The organism is Streptomyces niger (genome assembly GCF_000718305.1).
In the GTDB taxonomy this organism is placed as follows: Bacteria; Actinomycetota; Actinomycetes; order Streptomycetales; family Streptomycetaceae; genus Streptomyces; species Streptomyces niger.
The window spans coordinates 611,430-632,015 of the sequence record NZ_JOFQ01000008.1 but is presented as its reverse complement, the minus strand read 5'-3'; the positions used below and the strand labels follow the sequence as shown (position 1 = coordinate 632,015).

The window sequence follows — 20,586 nt, the reverse complement described above, 5'->3', positions numbered from 1 at the left end:
TCCGCTCTTTCGGTGGCTTTTGCGGCCCGTTCCGCGGCTGCTCCCGGCGGGGCGGCGCTGGTCACCGCACTGTCCGCCGTACGGGTGACAAAGCCGGTGTCGATCGGATGTCAGTGCCCCCCGTCATGATGGGTATGTCGGTCGTGACGTGACGTTGCTCGTGATGGGGAGGTGCTGCCGCGATGGCGTTCGAGCAGGCGGAGGGGCGGCCCGAGGGGGAGGCGCCCGAGGGTCCCGCGGAAGTCGCGCGGCGTGCGCAAGCAGGCGCGAAGGAGCCCGCCGGCGCGGACCGCGCCGCCGCGCGCTCCACCGATGCCTCCTCCGCTCCCCGGACCCCGCTGGCGCCCCCGGCCGCTCCGTCCGCCCCGGGCGGATCGGCCGGGGCGGCCACCCCGGCGGCCCGGGCCCGGAACGCCGGCTCGGCCGCCCGCTCCGACTGCGACGTCGTGATCATCGGCGCGGGCATCGTCGGCCTCTCGACGGCGTATGCGATCACCCGCGCCGCGCCCGGCACCCGCGTGGTCGTCCTGGAGAAGGAGCCCGGCCCCGCCCGCCATCAGACGGGCCGCAACAGCGGCGTGATCCACAGCGGCATCTACTACCCGCCCGGCTCCCTCAAGGCCCGCTTCGCGCTGGAGGGCTCGGCCGAGATGGCCAAGTTCTGCGCCGAGCACGACATCCCGCACGAGATCACCGGCAAGCTGATCGTCGCCACCGACCGCGCCGAGCTGCCCCGCCTGCACTCCCTCATCCAGCGCGGCCGGGAGCACGGCCTCCCCGTCCGCGAGCTGGGCCCCGCCCAGATCCTGGAGTACGAGCCGGAGGTGCGCGGCCTGGCCGCCATCCACGTGGGCACGACCGGCATCGCCGACTTCGGCGCGGTCGCCGCCCGCCTGGGCCGCCTCGCGACGGAGGCCGGCGCGCGCATCGAGTACGGCGCCGACGTACGGACCATCGGCCGCCGCGCCGGCCGGGTCGCGGTCCGTACGGCCGGCGGCCGGATCGTCCGCGCCCGGGCCCTGGTGAACTGCGCGGGTCTGCACTGCGACCGCGTCACCCGGCTGGCCGGTGACGCCCCCGGGATGCGCATCGTCCCGTTCCGCGGCGAGTACTACTCCCTCTCCCCCGCGCGCGACTCCCTCGTACGCGGCCTGGTCTACCCCGTCCCCGACCCGGCCTTCCCGTTCCTCGGCGTCCATCTGACCCGCGGCATCCACGGCGAGGTGCACGTCGGGCCGAACGCCGTCCCGGCCCTGGCGCGCGAGGGGTACGACTGGCGCACGGTCCGACCCGGCGAGCTGGCGGGCACGCTGGCGTACCCGGGCGCCTGGCAGATAGCCCGCCGCCACTGGCGGTACGGCACGGGCGAGCTGCACCGCTCCCTCTCCAAGCGTGCCTTCACGGACGCGGTCCGCCGCCTGCTCCCGGCCGTCACGGCCGACGACCTCACCCCCGCCCCGGCCGGGGTGCGCGCCCAGGCCGTCCTCCCCGACGGCACCCTCGTCGACGACTTCCTCATCACCGAAGGCCCGCACACCATCCACGTACTCAACGCCCCGTCCCCCGCGGCCACGGCCTCCCTCCCCATCGGCCGCGAGATAGCGGAACGCGCGGTACGGCTGCTGGGGTGACGGCCGACCGGGCGGCCCGACCACGCCCACCGCCTCACCACCGGCGACGGACCCGAGAACGCCAGCGCCTCACCACCGGCGGCGGGCCAGCCCGGTCATCGCTGCCCCGCCGACGACAGGCCCGGACACTCCACCGCCGCCCCGCCGGTGACCGGGCGGGCACGCCACCGCCGCCCCCACCGGTGACCAGCTGTCCGCGACCAGCTGTCCGCGACCGGCCGTCCGCGACCGGAAGTCCGCGACCGGCCGTCCGCGTTCGCCCGCCCGTAGAATCGACCCACTGTGTCCGAGAACCCCGCCACCCCAGCCGAGCCCGCCCCCGCCGCACCCGGACGGCCCGCGGGTACCGCCCCCGGACGGCCCGCGGGTACCGCCCCCGAGCAGCAGATCGGCGGCGTCCCCGGTCCGCCGGAAGCAGCCGCGGAGACGGCACCGCAGACGACGTCCCCGGACGGCCAACGGCTCGGCGGGCGCGAGCCGATGTTCCCGCACGGCACAGGCCCGGCCGCCGACCCGGCCGGCTCGCACCACGAGCGGCGCATCCGCTCGTTCCAGCCGCGCCGCAGCCGCGTGTCGCCCTCCCAGGCCGACGCGATCCGCCGGCTGTGGCCCAAGTGGGGCCTGGACATCGACGGCCTGTCGCGGATCGACCTGGACGAGATGTTCGACGGCCTGCCCGTCGTCCTCGAAATCGGCTTCGGCATGGGCGAGGCGACGGCGCAGATGGCCGCCGCCGACCCGGACACCGGCATCCTCGCCTGCGACGTCCACACCCCCGGCCAGGGCAATCTCCTCGCCCTCGCCGAACGCAACGGCCTCTCGAACGTCCGGGTGGCCAACGGTGACGCGATCATCCTGCTCCGCGAGATGCTCGCCCCCGCGTCCCTGGCCGGTCTGCGCGTGTACTTCCCGGACCCGTGGCCCAAAAAGCGCCACCACAAGCGCCGCCTGATTCAGCCGGAGTTCCTCTCCCTGGTCACGACGCGGCTCGCACCGGGCGCAACCGTCCACTGCGCGACCGACTGGGAGCCGTACGCCGAGCAGATGCTGGACGTTCTGAGCGCCGAGCCGACCCTGGAGAACCTCCACGACGGCTACGCGCCCCGCCCGGACTTCCGCCCCCTCACCAAGTTCGAAGGCCAGGGCCTGGACAAGGGGCACGTCGTCCACGACCTCCTCTTCCGCCGCCGCACGGACTGATCGGGCCCGCTCCCCGGCAGCCACCGAAACCGACCGCAAACCGGCCGCAAACCGGCTGAAATCCGACCCGTATCCGCCCCCGCCACCCTCACCTATCGGCCCAGGTGTCCGACTGCGCGCGCCGCCGCCACCTGGTGGTTACTGTCGAAGAGTGCACCCGTCCCAGCCGTCGCCGGACCGCCCCTCGGGTCCCTCGTACGGGCCACCGAGCGGGCCACCGGCCATGCCTCAGGGGCCCGACGGCTCCACGACCGGCGCCGGCGGCTGCCGCCCGGGCTTCCTCGCTCGCACGCTCGCGCCCCGAAGCTCGCCGGCCTCCCGCAGAGCGCTGTTCCGCGCCCTGTCCCTCATCACCCTCATAGCCCTGCTGACCATGTCCGGCATAGCCATCCTGGCCATGGTCCGCCGGCAGACCGGCACCGAAGGGTTCCTGGTCGGTTTCGCGCTCGCCGTCTTCCCGGTCCCGGTGCTGGTCACGGTCTTCCGCTGGCTGGACCGCGTGGAGCCGGAGCCATGGCGCAACCTCGCGTTCGCCTTCGCCTGGGGCGCCTGTGCCGCGACCCTCGTCGCGATCGTGGCCAACGGCTTCGCGACCCAATGGCTCAGTACGAACATCGCCAGCGTCTCCCCCACCGACGCCGAGACGTGGAGCAGTACGGTGGTGGCGCCCGTCGTCGAGGAGTCGGCGAAGGCCGCCGCCATCCTCCTGCTCTTCGTCTTCCGGCGCCGGCACGTCGACGGCATCACGGACGGCATCGTCATCGCCGGCCTCACCGCCACCGGCTTCGCCTTCACCGAGAACGTCCTCTACCTCGGCAACGCCGTCGGCCGCGATCTCTCCCTCGGCTCCCTCAGTCCGCACTCACTGGCCGGGCTCGCCGACTCCCTCACCGCGGGCACCTTCTTCGTACGCGTCATCATGTCGCCGTTCGCGCACCCGCTCTTCACGGTCCTCACCGGCCTGGCCTTCGGCATCGCCGCGACCCGCTTCCCGCACCACCGCCCGCTGCGCCTGGCGCTCCCCGTCCTCGGCCTGCTGACGGCGATCCTGCTCCACTCCATATGGAACTCCGCGTCCTCCCTCGGCAGCTTCGGCTTCCTGGCCGTCTACGGGCTCTTCATGGTCCCGGTCTTCGCGGCCGTCTCCTGCCTCGCCGTCTGGTCGCGCCGCGAGGAACTGCTCTCCCTGCGCACCTACCTGCCCCCGTACGCGGCCGCCGGCTGGCTCACCCCGACCGACCCGCTCACCCTCTCCTCCCTCAAGACACGCGCCCTGGCCCGGACGATCGCCCGCCGCACCCACGGCCCGGCCGCCGCCCGCGCCGTCAGTGAATACGCGGCCCTGGCCACGTCCCTCGCCTTCCTCCGCCGCCGCGCCCACCGCATCGGCCCCACCCCCGACTTCCACACCCGCGAACGCGCCCTCCTCCACCACCTCTGGCAAACCAAGCCCCTGGCCCACCCAGCCTTGACCCACGCGCATCACACCCGGAGACACCCTTAGGGCCGGAAGCCACCTCCTCGCCGACTCCGCATGACGGTTGGGCGGATCCGTCGCCGGCGACCCCCGGCTCGCCCCGCGAGCCGTCCGGCACAATGGATCCCGTGCCTGTCACGCCCTCCTCCCCCGGTGTCTCGGCCCGCATGAGTCGCCAGGCCCGCAAGGACACCTCCGTGGAGATGGCGGTCCGCCGCCTGCTCCACGCCGCCGGGATGCGCTATCGGCTGCAGTGGCGCGTACCCGACCTACCGCGCCGGACGATCGACATCGCCTTCCCCGGGGCCAAGGTCGCGATCTTCCTCGACGGCTGCTTCTGGCACGGCTGTCCCGAACACGCCACCCACCCGAAGGCGAACGCCGAATGGTGGCGCCAAAAGCTGGACGGCAACATGACGCGCGACCTGGAGACGACCGAACACCTCACCGCTGCCGGCTGGACGGTCCTCCGCTTCTGGGAACACGAGGCCCCCGCCGAGGTCGCCACACGCATTGCCGCGACACTCACTGCCGAGCGCGGCGGCAGAACCGCGGCCGACCCGCCGAACCGGCAGAGCTGATCCGCCGACCGCCGCCCCGGCCTTCCGCTCCCGGTGGCCTCGCGGGACGGGTTGAGTCACCCGTCCGCGTGCGAACGACCGAGCGTAAGGTCTTGGGGAGAGATGTCCACGATGCGGAGGTTGTGACGATGGCTCGGGTGCCGGCGAGTGTGGTGGCTGCTAGTGGGCTTGTCGGGGGTTATGGCGTGGCCCGGTGGACGAAGAAGCGGCCGTTGGGCGGGGTGGCGCTGGCGGCGGCCGGGGTAGTCGCTGCGCGGGAGTGGCAGCGGAAGGGCGGGAACGGTACGGCGGCAGCGCTGACCGGGCTGTACGTCGCCGCGTTCGCCGGCTCGCACCCGCTGGCGAAGAAGGTCGGGGCGTGGCCCTCGGTATTCGCGGTGGCCGGAGCCGTGGCGGCGACCTCGTGGGCGGTCGTCGACCGGAAGTGACGACGGAGCGGCCAGGTGCCGCAACGACCGGAGGGGCGGCGTACGCGGAAACGTACGCCGCCCCTCTGTGGTGTGCGGCCGCTGCGGCCTCGGCCTCAGCGGTGCGGCCTCAGCAGGTCGTGGTCACGCCGAGGCGTCCGTCAGGAGCTTCAGGTCCTCGTTCGTGAGGGGCAGGGTGGAGAGCGACATCAGGGCCGGGAGCTGGGCCACGGTGCGGGCGCTGGCGATGGGTGCCGTGACCGTGGGCTGGGCGGCGAGCCAGGCGAGCGCGACGGTGGCCTGCTCGGCGTCGTGGCGCTCGGCGACCTCGTCGAGGGCGGCCAGGACGCGGCGCCCGCGCTCGGTCGCCAGGTGCTCGGCGGCCTTGCCGGAGCGGGCGCTGTCCACGTTCGCGCCGGGGCGGTACTTGCCGGTCAGGAAGCCGGAGGCGAGGCCGTAGTACGGCATGGCGCCGAGGCCGTACTTGGCGGCGACGTCGCGCAGCGGACCCTCGTACGTGTCGCGGGAGACGAGGTTGTAGTGCGGCTGGAGGGCGACGTACTGGGCCAGTCCCTCGCGGGAGGAGAACTCCAGGGACTCGGTCAGCCGCTCGGGGGAGATGTTGGAGGCGCCGATCTCGCGGACCTTGCCGGCCTTCACCAGGTCGTCGAGGGCGGAGATGATCTCCGAGACCTCGACCGACTCGTCGTCGTAGTGGGTGTAGTACAGGTCGATGTAGTCCGTGCGGAGACGGGCCAGCGACTCGTCGACGGCCGCCTTGATGTTGGCGGCGGACAGGCCCTTGCGCTCGGGGAGGGCACCGACCTTGGTGGCGATGACGAGGTCGGAACGGTTGCCCCGGGCGGTGAGCCAGTCGCCGATGACCGTCTCGGACTCGCCGCCCTTGTTGCCGGGCGCGAAGAAGGAGTACGCGTCGGCCGTGTCGATGAAGTTGCCGCCGGCCGCGGTGAACGCGTCCAGCACCTCGAAGGACGTCGCCTCGTCGGCGGTCCAGCCGAACACGTTCCCGCCGAGGGAGAGCGGCGAGACGGAGAGCGAGCCGAGCGGCTTCGAGGAGGGGAGCGGGACGGGGCCGTTGCCGGGAGTGGGTGCAGAGGAAGTCGACATATGGGCGACAGCGAGGTGGTGGTGCGAGTTATTCCGAGCGGCTGGGGGAGAGACGGTGCGTCACTCGATTGCCCGCCATCAGCCAACAGCCAACAGCCAACGGTGCCGGCACCGGCACGGCACGGCACGGCACGGCACGGCACCGAGTGAATGACAGGCAGGTCGGCAGGTAACGAACGCTTCGTCGGGTGGTGGTCGGGTGGTGGTCGGGGGTGTCCTGCCGTCTGCACAGCTGGAGCCCCTGGAGCGATCCCGGGGCCATCGCTGATCGGCCAGGGGCCGGGGGCATGCCTTGCATGAGGGCGATCGAGCAGCGGGAGCCGGGCGGGGTCAGCTGGATGATCCGTATGCCCTCGCTGATCGGCGTGTCGACGTCGACTGCCCCGATGTGTGGGGCATCGGGGCCGCCGGAGTGTGCGGGTCCGCGCACGGGAGGCCGGGGACGGCCCGCGGGCACGCGGAGACCCGACCGTCGGCCACCGCCTCTCCCCTCCTGCTGTGTGCGCCCTACGGGGCGGGCGCACGAGGCGGCGGCGACGGCAGACAAGTGCCCGGTGCCCGACATCGGAAGCCCGCGGGCGGCGGATCGGCCGAACTCAGACGTTCAGGCCGTGGTCGCGGAGCCAGGGCATCGGGTCGATCGGGGAGTCGGCGCTCGGCCGGACCTCCAGGTGGAGGTGCGGGCCCGTGACGTTGCCCGTGGCGCCGACCCGGCCGATCACGTCGCCGGTGTTCACCTTGCCGGAGGTCTTCACCATCGAGGAGAGGTGGCAGTACCAGAGCTCGGTGCCGTCATCGAGGGTGACGACGATGCGGTAGCCGTACGAGCCGGCCCAGCCGGCCTGCGTGATCGTGCCGCTGTGCACCGCCTTGGCCGGGGTGCCGGTCGGTGCGGCGAAGTCCAGGCCGGTGTGGTCGGCGGCCCAACGGTCGCCGGCCTGACCGAAGGTGGCGGTGATGGTGAAGGAGGAGACGGGGAGCGTGTAGCTCTTGGCCAGTTCGGCGAGCTTGGCGGCGCGGGCGGCCTCGGCCTTCTTCCGCTCCGCCTCCTCGGCCTTGGCCTTGGCCTCCGCGTCGGCCTTCTCCTTCGCGGCTTCGGCATCCTGCCGGCGCTCGGCGGCGGCCGCCTCGGCCTGCTCGACGGCGGCCTGCTCGGCGGCCTCGCGGGCCTCCTGGTCGGCGGAGTTCTGCGCCTGTTCGGCCTGTTCGAGGATGCGGGCCCGGAGAGCTTCGCCGCCGCCCTGCGAGTGCTCGCTCCCGGCGATGCCGGCGGCCTGCGTGAACGGGCCGCCCTGCGTGTCCGTCGCGTCGGCGGAGTCGTGCGAGACCAACTCGCCGATGCCCGGCAGGGACTCGGCGGCGGGGAGCTTCTCGGATACGCGCTCGGCCACGCCGCCCAGGTCTGGCATGGATATGGAGACCTGCGGCTTGCCCTGCGCGGTGGCGATGCCGCCCGCGCCGACCGCCGCCATGACGCCGACGCCCAGGACCGTGCTGCTGCGGGCGAGGCCGCCACCGCGCTGCTTGGCCACGCGGTGTCTGCCGCGTACGGGGCGTACGGACTCCTCCGTGGGATTCCACTCCTCCCACGCCCCGTCGTGCACGCCGTCCACGGCATCCACGGTGGGGAAGGCGGCCGTATCGGAAACCGTGGAGAAGGTGGCCGTGTCGGAAGCGGCCGGAAAAGTAGCCGTGTCGGCGAACGCCGGCCCTGTGTGGGCCCCGGGGTCCTCATGGCCCGACTCATGGGCCGACTCATGGGCCGACTCATGGCTCAACTCATGGCTCAACTCATGGCCCGACTGCGGGTGCAGATGCTGCGAGTACTGCGGGTGGGGGTACGGGTGCGCATGGGGGTGCGCGTACGAGTCGTGCACCACCCCCTCATGCGTCGCGAACGGCTCGTACGCGGTCCGGCGGGACGGGTCGGGGGCAGGCTTGTTGGACGCCACGGGGGCGCACTCCTTTCCTTCCTTCTCGCCTACCGGGTTAGCTGACGGGTTCGGAGCAGGAAGGTCTCCTACGAGCGGCTCCGGGGGAGTCGCCCGATTCACCCCAAGGTGGTGGTTCCCCGGTTCCCTTGGCGGGTGCTGCGGTGCTGAAGTGCGCTGTTGGGATTCGGCGTCGGCGCGCGTTGCCGCCTCTTGCGACGGCTGAAACGACCGCGCTCCGTTATCGGACAGTAATGGAAGGGACGGCTGGATTCCAAGCGTTCCCCTGAATCCGTATGGCCGCTGACCAGGACTTATGCACTCAGTCACGGCTAAATAGGGGCGAGTTGACCGCGTATCGGAAACCCGAACCGGACTGATCGTTTGCCAGTTGTTATGCGGAGGGGTGCGCAGCAACTACGGACGGTGAGAGCAGTAGCGTCTGATCATGGTCGTCAACAGCGCGCAGGCAGTGGCGGATCGGTACGCGGACTTCTCGTGGCAGCAGGCACGGGGCGTGTCCCGGGCCCATGAGGAGTTGACCGCCCGCATCAGCCAGGACCCGGAGTTCTGCGACCTCCTGGCCGCCTCGCTGCCACCGGGCAACAAGCAGCAGCCCAATCTCCTGCTCGCCGCCGTCCGTTACCTCGACGGCCCGCACGCCGCGCAGGGCCCCCGCGGCGACTTCGCGTACCGGACCTGGCGCGAGTGGACCATCCGGCACTGGGACGACGTACGCGACGTCATGATGCGGCGGCTCACCCAGACCAACGAGCCCGCGCGCTGCGCCGCGCTGCTGCCCGTCCTCGCCCGTCTCCCCCAGCCGCTCGCGCTCCTGGAGGTCGGCGCGGCGGCCGGGCTGTGCCTGCACCCGGACCGGTACCGCTACCGCTACGACGGCGGGCCGGAGTTCGGGGCCCCGGGCAGCCCGGTGGTCTTCCCGTGCCGTACGTCTCCGGGCACGCCGGTACCGGCCGCGCTGCCGCAGGTCGTCTGGCGGGCCGGCATCGACCTCGAACCGCTCGACCCGTCCGACCCGGACGACGTCCGCTGGCTCCAGGCCCTGGTCTGGCCGGGCTCGGAACACGACACGGACCCCGGCACTGACGTCGGCACGAGCGTCGGCGCGGACATCGGTGCGGGCACGGGGGCCACCATCGGCACGGACGTCGGCGCGGGCATCGGCGCGGACATCCGTGCGGGCATCCGTGCGGACGTCGGTGCGGACCGGGCCGGCCGGCAGTTGGCCGCCATCGAGGCCGTACGTGGCGCGCCGCCTGCCCCCCTCGTACGCGGCGACCTCCTGGACGAGCTGCCTGCGCTGGCCGCGCAGGCGCCGCGCGAAGCGACGCTGGTGGTCTTCCACACGGCGGTGCTGACCTACCTGCCCTTGGAACGCCGCGAGGAGTTCGTACGGGTCGTACGGTCGCTGCTCGCGGACCGGCCCGGGCACTGGGTCTCCCAGGAGCACCACAGCGTGCTGCCCTGGCTGCCCGGCCCGCGCCCCGCCGACGCGCACCACCTCACGCTCGCCGTCGACGGCCGGCCGGTCGCGCTCACGGAACAGCACGGGCGGAGCGTGCAGTGGCTCCCGAGGCCGCAGGAGCCAGGGGACTCATAGGCGGCGTCACTGGAGGCGCGGAATTCAGTGAGACGGCACGGAGCGGCAGCGGCCCGGAAACCAGCACGGGGGCGTCACCCCTCCCGAACTCACCCCTCCGGTCTGCGCAGCGCCAGCAGGGCCATGTCGTCCTCGGTCTCGCCCCCCGTGTGCTGTGCCACGTCCGCCACGAGGGCGTCCAGCAGCGCGTCGGGGCCGGTGAACACGCGGCCGGAGAGCCGGACCGCCGGCTCGTAGAACACCCCCTCCGTGTCCCGCGCCTCGGTCACCCCGTCGGTGAACAGCAGCAACATCGCGCCGGGCGGGAACCGGGACTCGTCCGCGCGGTCCGGCCAGCCCGCGACCTCGCTCAGCCCGAGGGGCAGCGCCGGGGTACGCGGTGCCAGCTCGCTCAGTGTGCCGTCCGCGCACAGCAGCAGGGGCGCGGGGTGGCCACGGTTCAGCACCCGAAGCAGCCCGCGCTCCTCGGACGGCACCTCGGCGAGGACGGCCGTCGTGAACCCCTCGAACTGGTCCAGCCCCTCGCGCCTGCTGCCCTCGCGCTGCAGCGCCCGCTCCAGCCGCCCGGCCACCGCCTCCAGCGTGGCCTCCTGTTCCGCGGCCTCCCGGAAGGCCCCGATCACGATCACGGCGGCTTCCACGGCCTCCAGCCCCTTGCCCCGTACGTCGCCGACGATCAGCCGTACGCCGTGCGGGGTGTCCTGCACGGCATACAGGTCACCGCCGATACGGGCATCCGCCTGCGCCGCTTCGTACCGCGCGGCCACGTCGAGCCCGCCGATGCGGTCCGGCGGCAGCGGCAGCACGGCGCGCTGGGCCGCCTCGGCCACGTCCCGCACGGAGGCCAGCCGGGCGTCGCTGATCCGTACGACGCGGTTGATGCCGAGCGCGAGGACGGCCACGACCAGGACGGTCACCGCCTCGGTGTACGACTCGTAGCCGCCCGTCCGGCCGTGGAAGGCGACCACGCCCAGCTCCGCCAGGACGGAGAGGACCGCGCTCAGGGCGGTGTACCGCAATGAGTACAGCGGCGCCGCCACCAGAGGCGCCGCCGAGAAGAAGGGCGCCGCGGTGTACGGCGTCGGCGTCAGCAGGTCGAAGGCCAGGCCGCCGATCAGGAAGATGGCGGGCAGCCAGCACACCAGCCGGCGGCCGAACCGCGGCAGACCGTCCCGACGGGCCTGCCGCTCCCGCTCTTCCGGCATGCCCGTTCCGCCTCGCCCCATCCGCACCGGCCTCTTTTCCGCGCTGTTTCCCGCGCTGTTTCCCGCGCCCGTTTCCCGTGTCGTGCCGCGCGCCCGTTTCCCGTGTCGTGCCGCGCGTCCGTCATCACCGCCCGCGCCACGGACGCCACCGAGGCCACAAAGCCACCAACGCCGTCCCAGGGTGCCTGCCCCGGCGCGACGAGGCGACCCGTCGAGGGCCGGACGGGGCACGCCCGTACGGACGGCACGGTCCGTCCCTCCTCCTGGCCGTCTCCGACGTCGTCGGTCGGCCTCGGCGTCGTCGGTCGGCTTCTTCGGCGTCGTCGGTCGGCTTCGTGTCTTCGGCGTCTCCAGCCGGCTTCGGCGTCGGTGCCGGAGCCGAACCGCGATGCGCATCCGGGCCGTCACTGCCCAGAAGGCGCGGGTGTCGTCGTCCTTGGCGGTACGGGTGTCCCGGCAAGCGGGAAGTGGCACCGCCGATCGGTGTGCGCGACGCGCATTCGCGCCGTGCTCGACTCGCACACGCCCCCGTAGTTCCTGCCTCACGCTCCCCGCGGTTCCTGTCTCACGCGCCCTGTGGCTCCGGTCTCATGCGCCCTGTGGCTCCTGTCTCACGCCCCGGGCTGCTGTCTCACGCGCCCCGTGGCTCCTGCAGGTCCCGCAATTCCTGCAACGCACGCTCGCCCGGCTCGGCCCTGGCGAGGCGACCGCCGGCGGCAGCGGCCCAGGCCGGGTCGGCGGGGTGGGCCGCGACGATCATCAGCGCCAGCTGCACCCCGAGGTCGAAGCCGAGCCGCTCCCGCTCCGCGAGCCGCCGTACACCGCGGTCCACCGCGTCCCGCAGCGCGGGCAGGCACGCGGACAGCAGGTCCCGACGGAGCAGGGCGCTGATGCGCCGGTCGAACCGGACCCGGTCGGCAATGGCCAGCAGCGCCCGCGCGGCGTCGACGCGGGCGTCCGGCGTGGACCGCTCCTCGACCATGTCGGCGCTGTCCCCGACCGCCTCGGCCAGCAACCCGAAGGTGTCGTCCCGGGAGTGCAGCCTGTCGTACGACGCACCGCGCCAGTCCACCGACTCCGGGGACGACGCCGCCTCGACGACGGCCGCGTAACCGAGGGCGTCGCCCCACCTGGTCAGCGCCAGGCAGGCCAGGAAGCGCTCGTACGGCCCCTCGGCCGGGTCCCGCAGGATCGCGGCCAGCGCTTCGGTACGGTCCGCGTAGCCGCCGTCGAGCCCGTCGCTGATGACGTCGTCCGGGTCGGCGCGGTCCCCGTCGAAGTCGGTGAAGAGGAGCCGCACGATCTTCTCGTCGGGCTCCCCGGAACGCGTGCTCGCGGCCATTCGGTGCTCCGCTCCCGTACTGCTCTCGGCTCCTGCGGCCGCGCGCATGGCGGGCGCCGCCTCACGCCCGGGGCGGCCGCGGGTCACGCGCCGTCATCCGTGCACCCTCCGCACCCCGCCGCCGGGAGCCGTCGGTCTCTCCAGCGGCGCGACGGCATGATCGTTTCGCCGGGTCATGATCGCTACCGGAACCGGACCGTGCAAAACGCGACCCACAGGTGACACGACCGCGCTGAACGCCGCCCCAGAGGTGGCAAGGCCGTGCTGACCGCCGCCCCAGAGGTGGCAAGGCCGTGCTGACCGCCGCCCCGCAGGTGACACGGCAGTCACCGGACCGGCCACGAGCAGCCACGAGCACGGCAACGGGTACGGCAACGAGTTCGCCGGCGCCTGCAGCAACGGAAACGCCCCGACCGGAGAGTCCGGCCGGGGCGTGACGGTGCGGGTCCGGGACGGCCGCCGCCATCCCGCCGCGGACCGAAGTCCACCGCCTGCAATAGGCAGAGAAGGAGGCCGGTCAGAACACCATCCGCCTCAACCACTCCAGGGCCATGGTCGGTAGGGGCCGCTCGTGGCTGTGTCCGGCGCTCTGGTACACGCTGCGATGCTACTGGCGGGATGACAGCCCAGCCCCGCCCGCGAACTCCAGGCCGTCATCGACGCCGTCAGCACCGGCAGACCCTCAGTCTCCACTGCCCGTTCCGACGAACCATCGCGGGAAAAAACGTCAGCGCCGGAGGACCTGCAGTATGTGGCGGAGCCAGGGCATCAGGAAGCGAGCAGCTTCCCCGGCAGGGTGATTTTCTTGGCCGTCTTCGAGGCCGAGGTGGCGAACGCGGCCCCCTCGTCGGAGAAGACCAACCAGCCCTGCTCCGTACGCTGAAGGCCCTGGGCGTCGGTCAGTCCGGAGAGAGCGACGCGGTGGGTCTCCTCGCCCGACTTCGCGTCGAGGGTGACGAGGCTTTCCTTGTCGTCGTGGAACACCGCGGCGACGATGGTGTCGCCGTCCACGGCCAGCTGGTCGACGCGCCCGCCTTCGACGGTAACGATCATGTTGCCGTCCTTCTGCTCCGCGCTGACCTTGCCGGAGCCGCCGGAGGTCTTCCCCGGCGCCCCGCCGGGCCCGGCCAGCACCGGGTGGCCGTCGTCGCAGGCGAGCTGCTGAGCCTCGAACCCTTCCGGCGCCGCCGCACCGTCATGGACCTTGCCGTCCAGGAGGTCGACGGTTGCCACCTTGGTCCTGCCCTTGCCGTCCTCCGCGTCCTGCGCCACGCACAGTTCGTCGGAATCCAGGCCGGAGGCGGCGAGCGAAATGGTGCCCGGGATCTTCACCGTACGGTCGGTGGTCCAGTCAGCGGGCTTCTCCACCAGTACCGCGCTGCTGTCTCCCTGCCCCTTGCCGCCCGCCTTGCCCTCATCGGGGAGGCCGGGGACGGCCGCGACCCGGCTCTTGCCCGGGAACAGTCCGTGCAGCGGCTCGAGGCCGGCACCCTGCGCGGCGACGGCGTGGTCCTTGCGGTCGATCCGGTACATCCGGTCCGGCTTCCCGCCCTTACGCGGGACGGAGATGACCCACTGGCCGTCGGCGAGGCGGACGATCTGTGGGGCGAGGGTGTCGTTGTCGTCGGCCTGCGACGGTACGACTACCAGAGGTTCCGCCTTGCCCTTCTGCGGGTTGACGCCCACAACGGTCAGCTGACCGTCGACCTCGGCGAGCGAGAAGGCACGGGCCCCCTTCCAGTCCGAGCCCAGCTCGACACCGCCCGGCTCCACCGAGCATGCCGTGGTCGCGACCACCGTCAGCAGCCCCACGGCAGCCAGCGGCAACGCCCCGCGCAGCGAACGCCGCCGCACGCGTCCGGTACGAGTGACGACATAATCCTTGTGGTGTGTGTGGTGCGTGCGCATGGGCTTACCAGTCCTTCATCGCGTCGGTGGGGGGAAGTACCGCTGCACGTCGGGCCGGAAGCAGCGCACCGGCGACGACGACGAGTATCAGTGCCCCGAGCAACAGCAGCGTCATGCCGGGGCCGGGGAGCAGAACCGCACCTTCCACGTACGCGGCGGTGTCCGCCTGGCCGCGGAGCAGAGCGGCTCCGGCGCCACTCAGCACGGCGCCCAGCGCTGTGCCGAGCACCGCGGAGACCACGCCGGTCAGCGCCATTTCTACGATGAGCAGGGAGAGTACGGAACGGGTACGGAAGCCGACGGCCTTGAGGATGCCGATCTCGCGCACCCGCTGCCGAGCCAGCGCGCCGGTCACTGTCACCGCGCCCGCGAAGGACAGCAGCCCCAGGACCACAACCAGTACCTTGCCGACCGACCTGATGAGCTCCAGGACCGTGGGCAGCGCGCTGAGTTCTTGCTGGAGCGTGGTGGCCGGATAGCCGAGCTGTTGGACGCGGTGCTGTACGTCCGCCACCTTGCCGGAGGACGCGGCGACCACGGTCAGCTGGTCGTATCCGACGCTGCTCAGGTAGCTCTTCTCCGGTACCCCGGCCTTTGCTGCGGCCCAGCGCACCACGGTGGCGTCATCGGCGTAGGCCACGTCCGGGCCGTCCAGCTGCCAGGTGGGGTCGTACAGACCGACGACCCGCACGGTGTCGGAGGCACCCGTGCCCTGCCCCTGCGCGATGTACCGGGTGGTCTCGACCGTCACCTTCTTGCCGAGCTCCGGCTTCATGCTCTCGCCCTGTGAGGTGGCCGGAAGCACCACCTCCCCGGCGTGCAGCGGGAAGACCGCCTTGCGCACGGAGTCCGTGACGGGCGGGACCATCGACGCACGGTAGGTCGTGGCATAGAGCAGCACACCATCCACGTGGTCGTCCTTCAGCCCGAACGAGGCCTGGGCCCGGTGCTGCACGGCCTGGACGCCGGGCAGCGCGCGCAGCTGCTGCTCCGCACGCTCGGTCAGCGGCTTGGCATCCGGGCGATCATCGTCGCTCTGGTCGACCTTGATGCTCCGGTTGGCATAACTCTCCTTCACACCAGTGTCGGCAGCCCCCTGTGCGCGGTCGGCGATGCCCATGGAGGCCAGGCACACGGCGGTGGCCACGGCCACCAGGGTGACCAGGCCGTACAGGCGGCGGCGCAGCGCGATCACATTGGACAGCGCGAGTCGCAACAGGCTCATGTGGCGTCCGTCCCTCGTGCCGCCTTGTCCTCGCCACCGGTGGCGGTGTTGTCGAGTGTGCCGTCGGCGATGCGCGATACCGTGTCGGCGATCTCCGCCACGGCCTGGTTGTGGGTCACGATCAGCACGGCCTTGCCCTCGTCGGCCAGCTCCCTGAACAGCTTGAGGAGCAGTTCCTCGCTGTTCTCGTCGAGATTGCCCGTGGGCTCGTCCGCGAGGATGACGGGCGGGTCGTTGATGAGCGCGCGGGCCAGCGCGACACGCTGCTGCTCGCCGCCGGACAGTTCGCCAGGACGGTGGCCGGCACGGTCGCCGAGGCCCACCCGTTCCAGCAGTTCGCGCCCGCGCTGCAGTGCTGAGGTGCGGCGCTGCAGCGCGGGCAGCACCACATTGTCCAGCGCGGAATGCTGGGGGAGCAGGTTGTAGGACTGGAAGACGAAGCCCAACTGCCGACGGCGCAGATCGGCCAGCTCGGCGTCGCGAAGGCCGGTCACGTCTCTGCCGTCGAGGTGGATGCGGCCGGTGTCGGGCGGGGTGAGCAGCCCGAGGACGTGCAGCAGGGTGCTCTTGCCGGATCCGGAGCGCCCCATCAGGGCGCTGATGCGACCACGGTCCACGGTGAGGTCGACACCTCGCAGCACGTCGATTCTCTGTCCGCGCAAGGAATAGGACTTACCCACTCCTTCGACGCGCAATGGCGCACTCACTGTGTCGCTCCCACCTTCATCCATCACTGTCCTACTGTCGTGCCCGTGCGCCCGCCGTGCGGGCAGCACCCTCGGGCAGGGCGTCGAGCACGCCCTGCGCCTCCTGATCCAGCGCCCATACCGCCCAGGTGGTCTTCAGATCGCAGCCGGGGTCGGAGCCGCCGGTCCGGTAGAAGTCCGGCATGCCGGGGCACCCCTTGTACTGGCCGGTGCCCCGCCGCATCGCCGTGCGTAGGGCGCCGTTCGCCTGCCCGCCGAGCGACAGGTAGGCGCGTACGACCTGGGCGTAGTCGTAGACGGAGGTGAAACGTTCCGGGTTCCTGGCCCACGAGGCCAGTGTGTCGGCGGTGATCCAGTCCGGGACGTCGTCCGCGTGGTCCGTGGCATCCAGACCCACCGCGAGCGCGCCGGCGGCCGCCGCCCGCTGCGGGCTGTCGAGCTGCCAGCGGGTCACGTCCGGCGTCGGCACGGTGCCTCCGGCTTCGGCGCACTCCATGCTCGTACGCTGCCACTCGGCCGCGTTGTCCGCCGTCACAGTGCCGGGCAGCAGCCGGCCTTCCGCGCAGTCCTGGATCACTGTGCCGTCCGCGTGGTCCGGAGAACCGGCCTGCTGGAACAGCGCGGTCCGGGCGAGCAGTTCGCCACCGTCCGGGCTCCGGTCCGCGGTCCCGTCCGTGCGCTCCAGCGCGGCGACCAGTGGGCGGTCCTCGGTCGTCCAGCCGACCAGGGAGCGCAGCCGCTCCACCCACAAGGAGGCGTCCAGGCTGCCCGCGTAGGCGTCCGGATCGCGCACCGTGCCGTTGTCGAGTCGGTTGCGCAACAGGCGACGGCGGGCGTCGTGGTAGACGCTCGTATCGGTGCCGACCGAGTGCAGAATGTGCACGGTGTAGAAGAGCTGTTCGTAGTCCAGTGTGTCGGCGTTGTGCTTCAGCACCTGCTGCCATGCTGTCGCATCGATTGCGGGGCGCCGTCCCGCAGCCTCCTGTACCTGCACGTATCCGTAGGTGTCGACGAGCCGCGAGATGCGCTCGTCGGCGCCGAGGGAGGTGAAGTCGTCCATGCGCGGCGCCTTCAGCCGAGTGAGGTGCTCCGGCACGGGCTGCGACAGCAGCTGCAGGGCGCGGGCCAGCGCTCCGGCTTCGGACAGGTCATCGGTCTTGCCGGCCAGGGATTCCAGCCAGGCGGCTGTCGAAGAGGTTCCGGTGGCAACGGGCCCGTCGAGAGAGCCGACGGCGTCCAGCACCTCCAGAGCCGCCCAGGTGGTGCCGATGAGGGCTGCGGTGTCCTTCTTGCCGAGGTCAGGATCGCGGTATGAGCCATCCTTTTGACGGAGCTTCTGTACAGCTTCGGCGTCCCGGGCGGTCAGCACGCCAGTGGCATCCGCCTGGCGGAAAGGGATGAGCCAATAACGTCCCCACAGCGCAGACATTGCAAGGGCGTCGTCGTGCAGTGCCGATTGTTCCTTTGCGTCGAGGGAAACCTTTGGCCGCTGCCCCGTCTCGGCCAGTATTTCCAGCGCATAGGACTGCGCCTCGACACCGGCTGGTTCATTCTCCAAGAAGGGGTGGTAGTAAAGCCCGTTCTGCGAACTGACCAATCCTTGGAAGTACTTCTGCGACTGCTCCCCTTGCCGACCGGCAGGTGCGTCCGAAGAGCCACATGAACTGAGCAGCAAGCAGCAGCAAACTGCCAGCAGAATCCAGTTACGCGGGTGCCACTCGTGCGCATTTCTCGACTTCCGCGCCACCCCGATGTATGACACGCGTCCCCCCCAACACTTCGTGCATACCCCCGAGGGTGCGGACCGCCTGGTACCCGACGGTCCGCACCCTCGTCAAGCAATTCAGTTCAGCCGCGCACCGCTGGTCAGGCAGCGCCGGCGTAGACGCACTTCGTGCTGAACTTGACCTTGCTGGTGATCTGGGCCGAGCCGCAGCTCTTGGTCGACACGTAGGTGGTCAGCTTGCTGGGACGCATCTGGCCGCTGGTGTCGGAGATCCACGTCTTGGTGTTCTTCCAGGTCACCCGCCCCAGAGACTTGCTCACCATCTTGAGCGATGCCTCGGGGTTCTTCGAAATCTTGATGCTCACGCTGACGCCGTGAGCCTGGAGGTCAGCGACGTTCTTGATCCACTGAGCCTTCTTCGGGTTGCTGCCCTTCATCTTCGTGGACGCCTTCCAGTCGCAGGCGCTCACGTAGGTGCCACAGTGCCAGGCGTTCACCGACATCTTGTTGCCACCAGGAATGTTCCAGGTGGCGGAGTCACTGGTGGCGTGTGCACTCGGTGCGGCGATCAGCAGACCGGCGCTGAGTGCGGCGGCACTCGCCGCGCCCTTCAGGAAACGCGAACGTGCGGTCTTCGTCTTCATTAATCCCCCGATCCATGCGCACCCGCATGGATTTTTCAGATGCCCCGTTCAGGCTCCCGAATGGTCAGTGCGGGTGCCAGAGAAAAAGTCGCCCGCGGTGCGAGCGCCCCCTATGATGCCATTGACATGATCACACAGCGAACGCGCGACGGCGTGTCCCTGATCACAGTCCGCGCGGCTCACCACAACTCCCCCAGATTTTCTGGAGTTTCCGCCTGATTTCCCGAGGGACATAATGCAGGGACATTGGGCTTTATGGCAGCTGCCGTGCGAGTTGCCCGACGGTCCGCAGTCGTTCCTTGACGCCGCTCCATGGTCGCGCGTCGAGCTGGCCGACGCCGCGGGCGGGCCCCTCTCGCTGACCGCGGGGACGGCCCCTCGAATCCGACGGGAACTATCCGCGTTGCCGGTGCTGCCGTTCGGTGGGTGTCGTGTTCGCCGCCGTTCGCTGTGGGGTTTCGGCCTGGGCAGGGGCCGAGGAGATCATGGTCGAGCGTCGGCGGGCTGCTTCGGCGCGGCGGTCGGGGGCGGGGGTGCGGCTGGTGTGCTGGATGCGGGTGATCAGCACACGGGCGGGCTGCGGGCGGTGGTCAGTTCGCGTTGTGCGGCGGCTTCCTTGAGGAGCTGGTGGGGGCGGTGGCCTCATGCCTCGGCGTCGGCCAGGACGGTGGCGAGGGCAGGCCAGGCGGGGTCGTGACTATGCGTTCGGCGTGGTCGGGTACGGCGGTCCGGATGTCATGGGTGAGGGGACGGCGTTCGTCCTCCCTGGGCTGCCGGGCGGCGAGGTCATCGAGGACGGGGACGAGAGTGCGAGCGCTGGCGGTCTGGAGGTGCTGGACGGCCTGACGAGCGACCGGGCAGCCGATCACCTTCACCCCGGCGGCTCACACGTCTAGCTGGAAGCCGCCGAGCGGCCCAAGGCCCTGCTCTGGACCGGCGAGCGGATTGCCCAATGGCGCGAGACGAGCGTCAGGCCCTCTCCTGTCATGGTCTGGACGCCCGAGCAAATCGGGCAGGTCGGGCAGGTCGGGCAGTTCCTCGACTTCGTGTCCAAGGACCGCCTCTACGCCGTGTGGCACCTCATAGCCCTCCGCGGCCTCCGGCGGGGCGAAGCCTGCGGACAGCCGTGGCGGAGACGAACCTGGACGCCGGCTCCCTGACCGTGTCCGCACAGCTCGTTCAAGACGGCTGGGAGGTCGCTGAGTCGGTACCCAAGACGTCCAGCGGCTTCCGTGTCGCCCCCCTGGACGACCAGACGGTCCGCGCTCTCAAGGCCCACCGCGCCCAGCGGGCGAAGGAACGCCTGGCGTGGGGGAAGGCGTGGGTCGACACCGGCCGCGTCTTCACCAGTGAGGACGGCTCCTGGCTCCACCCGGGCAAGGTCACCGACCTGTTCGAGCGGCTTGTCACCGCGTCAGGTCTTCCGCCGGTCCGTCTCCACGACCTTCGGCACGGCGCGGCCACACTGATGCTCGCTGCCGGAGCGGACATGAAGGTGGTCGAGGAGTTGAGGAGATGCTGGGTCACTCGTCGATAACGATCACGAGGGACATCTACGCGAGCGTCCTTCCTGAGCTGGCCAAGGGGGCCGCGGAAGCCGCAGCGCAGCTCGTTCCTCGCAGCTCGGCCGTGTAGTGCGCTCACGCATCGCTCACGCAATCGGCTGATCTACAGGAAGCGCCCCGGCCAGAGAAAGTAGCCGGGGCGCGTTCTTGCTGGTCAGCGTCCTGTCGAGGGGCCTGACCGGTGGGCCATCAGGGGCTCGAACCCTGAACCAATGGATTAAAAGTCCACTGCTCTGCCAATTGAGCTAATGGCCCGCACCGAGCAGCATAGCCCGCGCTCGTCCTTCA

15 protein-coding genes, 1 tRNA gene, 3 pseudogenes and 1 riboswitch are annotated in these 20,586 nt (G+C 71.3%); of the genes and pseudogenes, 7 read left to right on the top strand and 12 right to left on the bottom strand.

Going from position 1 to position 20,586, the window contains the following annotated elements:
- Positions 1–182: 182 nt before the first annotated feature.
- The 5 genes from lhgO to IF20_RS19210 all read left to right on the top strand — a co-directional run bounded on the left by lhgO (position 183) and on the right by IF20_RS19210 (position 5,317).
- Complete coding sequence (gene lhgO, locus IF20_RS19230; protein ID WP_234426718.1) at positions 183–1,631, top strand: L-2-hydroxyglutarate oxidase; 1,449 nt, start codon at positions 183–185, stop codon at positions 1,629–1,631.
- 282 nt (positions 1,632–1,913) lie between these two features.
- A complete protein-coding gene (gene trmB, locus IF20_RS19225) occupies positions 1,914–2,831 on the top strand; it encodes a tRNA (guanosine(46)-N7)-methyltransferase TrmB (protein WP_052866394.1) in 918 nt (305 codons plus the stop codon).
- A gap of 223 nt (positions 2,832–3,054) precedes the next feature.
- Positions 3,055–4,335: a PrsW family intramembrane metalloprotease gene (locus IF20_RS19220; RefSeq protein ID WP_234426717.1), complete on the top strand. Its 1,281-nt coding sequence runs from the start codon at positions 3,055–3,057 to the stop codon at positions 4,333–4,335.
- 92 nt (positions 4,336–4,427) lie between these two features.
- Positions 4,428–4,889, top strand: coding sequence for a very short patch repair endonuclease (locus IF20_RS19215; protein WP_234426716.1), 462 nt, complete (start codon positions 4,428–4,430; stop codon positions 4,887–4,889).
- Positions 4,890–5,017: 128 nt separating this feature from the next.
- Positions 5,018–5,317 (top strand): hypothetical protein, encoded by a 300-nt coding sequence (locus IF20_RS19210; RefSeq protein WP_110944308.1) that lies wholly within the window; start codon positions 5,018–5,020, stop codon positions 5,315–5,317.
- A gap of 123 nt (positions 5,318–5,440) precedes the next feature.
- On the opposite strand, the gene IF20_RS19205 is transcribed toward IF20_RS19210, so the two are convergent.
- From IF20_RS19205 to IF20_RS19200, 3 genes and pseudogenes are all read right to left on the bottom strand, one after another.
- Positions 5,441–6,424: an aldo/keto reductase gene (locus IF20_RS19205; protein ID WP_052866392.1), complete on the bottom strand. Its 984-nt coding sequence runs from the start codon at positions 6,422–6,424 to the stop codon at positions 5,441–5,443.
- Between the two features lie 226 nt (positions 6,425–6,650).
- Positions 6,651–6,776: pseudogene (locus tag IF20_RS40025) on the bottom strand (VOC family protein); the annotation flags it as partial.
- A 244-nt stretch (positions 6,777–7,020) separates the two neighbouring features.
- Positions 7,021–8,376, bottom strand: coding sequence for a M23 family metallopeptidase (locus IF20_RS19200; RefSeq protein ID WP_407702523.1), 1,356 nt, complete (start codon positions 8,374–8,376; stop codon positions 7,021–7,023).
- 11 nt (positions 8,377–8,387) lie between these two features.
- Positions 8,388–8,529: riboswitch (cyclic di-AMP (ydaO/yuaA leader) on the bottom strand.
- A 274-nt stretch (positions 8,530–8,803) separates the two neighbouring features.
- On the opposite strand from IF20_RS19200, the gene IF20_RS19195 reads away from it, so the two are divergent.
- Positions 8,804–9,976, top strand: coding sequence for a DUF2332 domain-containing protein (locus tag IF20_RS19195; protein ID WP_052866391.1), 1,173 nt, complete (start codon positions 8,804–8,806; stop codon positions 9,974–9,976).
- 89 nt (positions 9,977–10,065) lie between these two features.
- Here IF20_RS19195 and IF20_RS19190 read toward each other — a convergent pair whose 3' ends face one another.
- The 8 genes and pseudogenes from IF20_RS19190 to IF20_RS40020 form a co-directional block, all read right to left on the bottom strand.
- Positions 10,066–11,181 carry a PP2C family protein-serine/threonine phosphatase gene (locus IF20_RS19190; RefSeq protein ID WP_234426715.1) on the bottom strand — a complete coding sequence of 372 codons (1,116 nt, stop codon included), beginning with the start codon at positions 11,179–11,181 and terminating at the stop codon, positions 10,066–10,068.
- Between the two features lie 631 nt (positions 11,182–11,812).
- Positions 11,813–12,523 carry a hypothetical protein gene (locus tag IF20_RS19185; protein ID WP_052866389.1) on the bottom strand — a complete coding sequence of 237 codons (711 nt, stop codon included), beginning with the start codon at positions 12,521–12,523 and terminating at the stop codon, positions 11,813–11,815.
- A gap of 768 nt (positions 12,524–13,291) precedes the next feature.
- Positions 13,292–14,431 (bottom strand): hypothetical protein, encoded by a 1,140-nt coding sequence (locus IF20_RS19180; RefSeq protein ID WP_052866388.1) that lies wholly within the window; start codon positions 14,429–14,431, stop codon positions 13,292–13,294.
- Between the two features lie 4 nt (positions 14,432–14,435).
- Positions 14,436–15,656: an ABC transporter permease gene (locus IF20_RS19175; protein ID WP_052866387.1), complete on the bottom strand. Its 1,221-nt coding sequence runs from the start codon at positions 15,654–15,656 to the stop codon at positions 14,436–14,438.
- Positions 15,653–16,318 carry an ABC transporter ATP-binding protein gene (locus IF20_RS19170; protein ID WP_234426714.1) on the bottom strand — a complete coding sequence of 222 codons (666 nt, stop codon included), beginning with the start codon at positions 16,316–16,318 and terminating at the stop codon, positions 15,653–15,655. Before IF20_RS19170 ends, IF20_RS19175 begins: the two co-directional genes overlap by 4 nt.
- Before the next feature lie 76 nt (positions 16,319–16,394).
- Entirely contained in the window at positions 16,395–17,732 is a 1,338-nt protein-coding gene (locus tag IF20_RS19165; RefSeq protein ID WP_052866385.1) for a hypothetical protein, read from the bottom strand.
- Between the two features lie 497 nt (positions 17,733–18,229).
- On the bottom strand, positions 18,230–18,733 hold the full coding sequence (locus tag IF20_RS19160) for a hypothetical protein (protein ID WP_052866384.1): 504 nt from the start codon (positions 18,731–18,733) through the stop codon (positions 18,230–18,232).
- A 394-nt stretch (positions 18,734–19,127) separates the two neighbouring features.
- Positions 19,128–19,584, bottom strand: a pseudogene (locus IF20_RS40020) (mobilization protein); the annotation flags it as partial.
- A gap of 7 nt (positions 19,585–19,591) precedes the next feature.
- On the opposite strand from IF20_RS40020, the pseudogene IF20_RS37935 reads away from it, so the two are divergent.
- Positions 19,592–20,368: pseudogene (locus IF20_RS37935) on the top strand (site-specific integrase); the annotation flags it as partial.
- 112 nt (positions 20,369–20,480) lie between these two features.
- Here IF20_RS37935 and IF20_RS19150 read toward each other — a convergent pair.
- Positions 20,481–20,553, bottom strand: a tRNA-Lys gene (locus tag IF20_RS19150).
- Positions 20,554–20,586: the final 33 nt, after the last annotated feature.

Excerpts from the sequence above, each read along its gene's own strand:
- IF20_RS19220 (WP_234426717.1), top strand. The coding sequence starts at position 3,055 with ATGCCTCAGGGGCCCGACGGCTCCACGACCGGCGCCGGCGGCTGCCGC.
- IF20_RS19215 (WP_234426716.1), top strand. The coding sequence starts at position 4,428 with ATGGATCCCGTGCCTGTCACGCCCTCCTCCCCCGGTGTCTCGGCCCGC.
- IF20_RS19180 (WP_052866388.1), bottom strand. The coding sequence starts at position 14,431 with ATGCGCACGCACCACACACACCACAAGGATTATGTCGTCACTCGTACC.
- IF20_RS19185 (WP_052866389.1), bottom strand. The coding sequence starts at position 12,523 with ATGGCCGCGAGCACGCGTTCCGGGGAGCCCGACGAGAAGATCGTGCGG.
- IF20_RS19190 (WP_234426715.1), bottom strand. The coding sequence starts at position 11,181 with ATGCCGGAAGAGCGGGAGCGGCAGGCCCGTCGGGACGGTCTGCCGCGG.
- IF20_RS19210 (WP_110944308.1), top strand. The coding sequence starts at position 5,018 with ATGGCTCGGGTGCCGGCGAGTGTGGTGGCTGCTAGTGGGCTTGTCGGG.
- IF20_RS19205 (WP_052866392.1), bottom strand. The coding sequence starts at position 6,424 with ATGTCGACTTCCTCTGCACCCACTCCCGGCAACGGCCCCGTCCCGCTC.
- IF20_RS19175 (WP_052866387.1), bottom strand. The coding sequence starts at position 15,656 with ATGAGCCTGTTGCGACTCGCGCTGTCCAATGTGATCGCGCTGCGCCGC.
- IF20_RS19160 (WP_052866384.1), bottom strand. The coding sequence starts at position 18,733 with ATGAAGACGAAGACCGCACGTTCGCGTTTCCTGAAGGGCGCGGCGAGT.
- IF20_RS19195 (WP_052866391.1), top strand. The coding sequence starts at position 8,804 with ATGGTCGTCAACAGCGCGCAGGCAGTGGCGGATCGGTACGCGGACTTC.
- lhgO (WP_234426718.1), top strand. The coding sequence starts at position 183 with ATGGCGTTCGAGCAGGCGGAGGGGCGGCCCGAGGGGGAGGCGCCCGAG.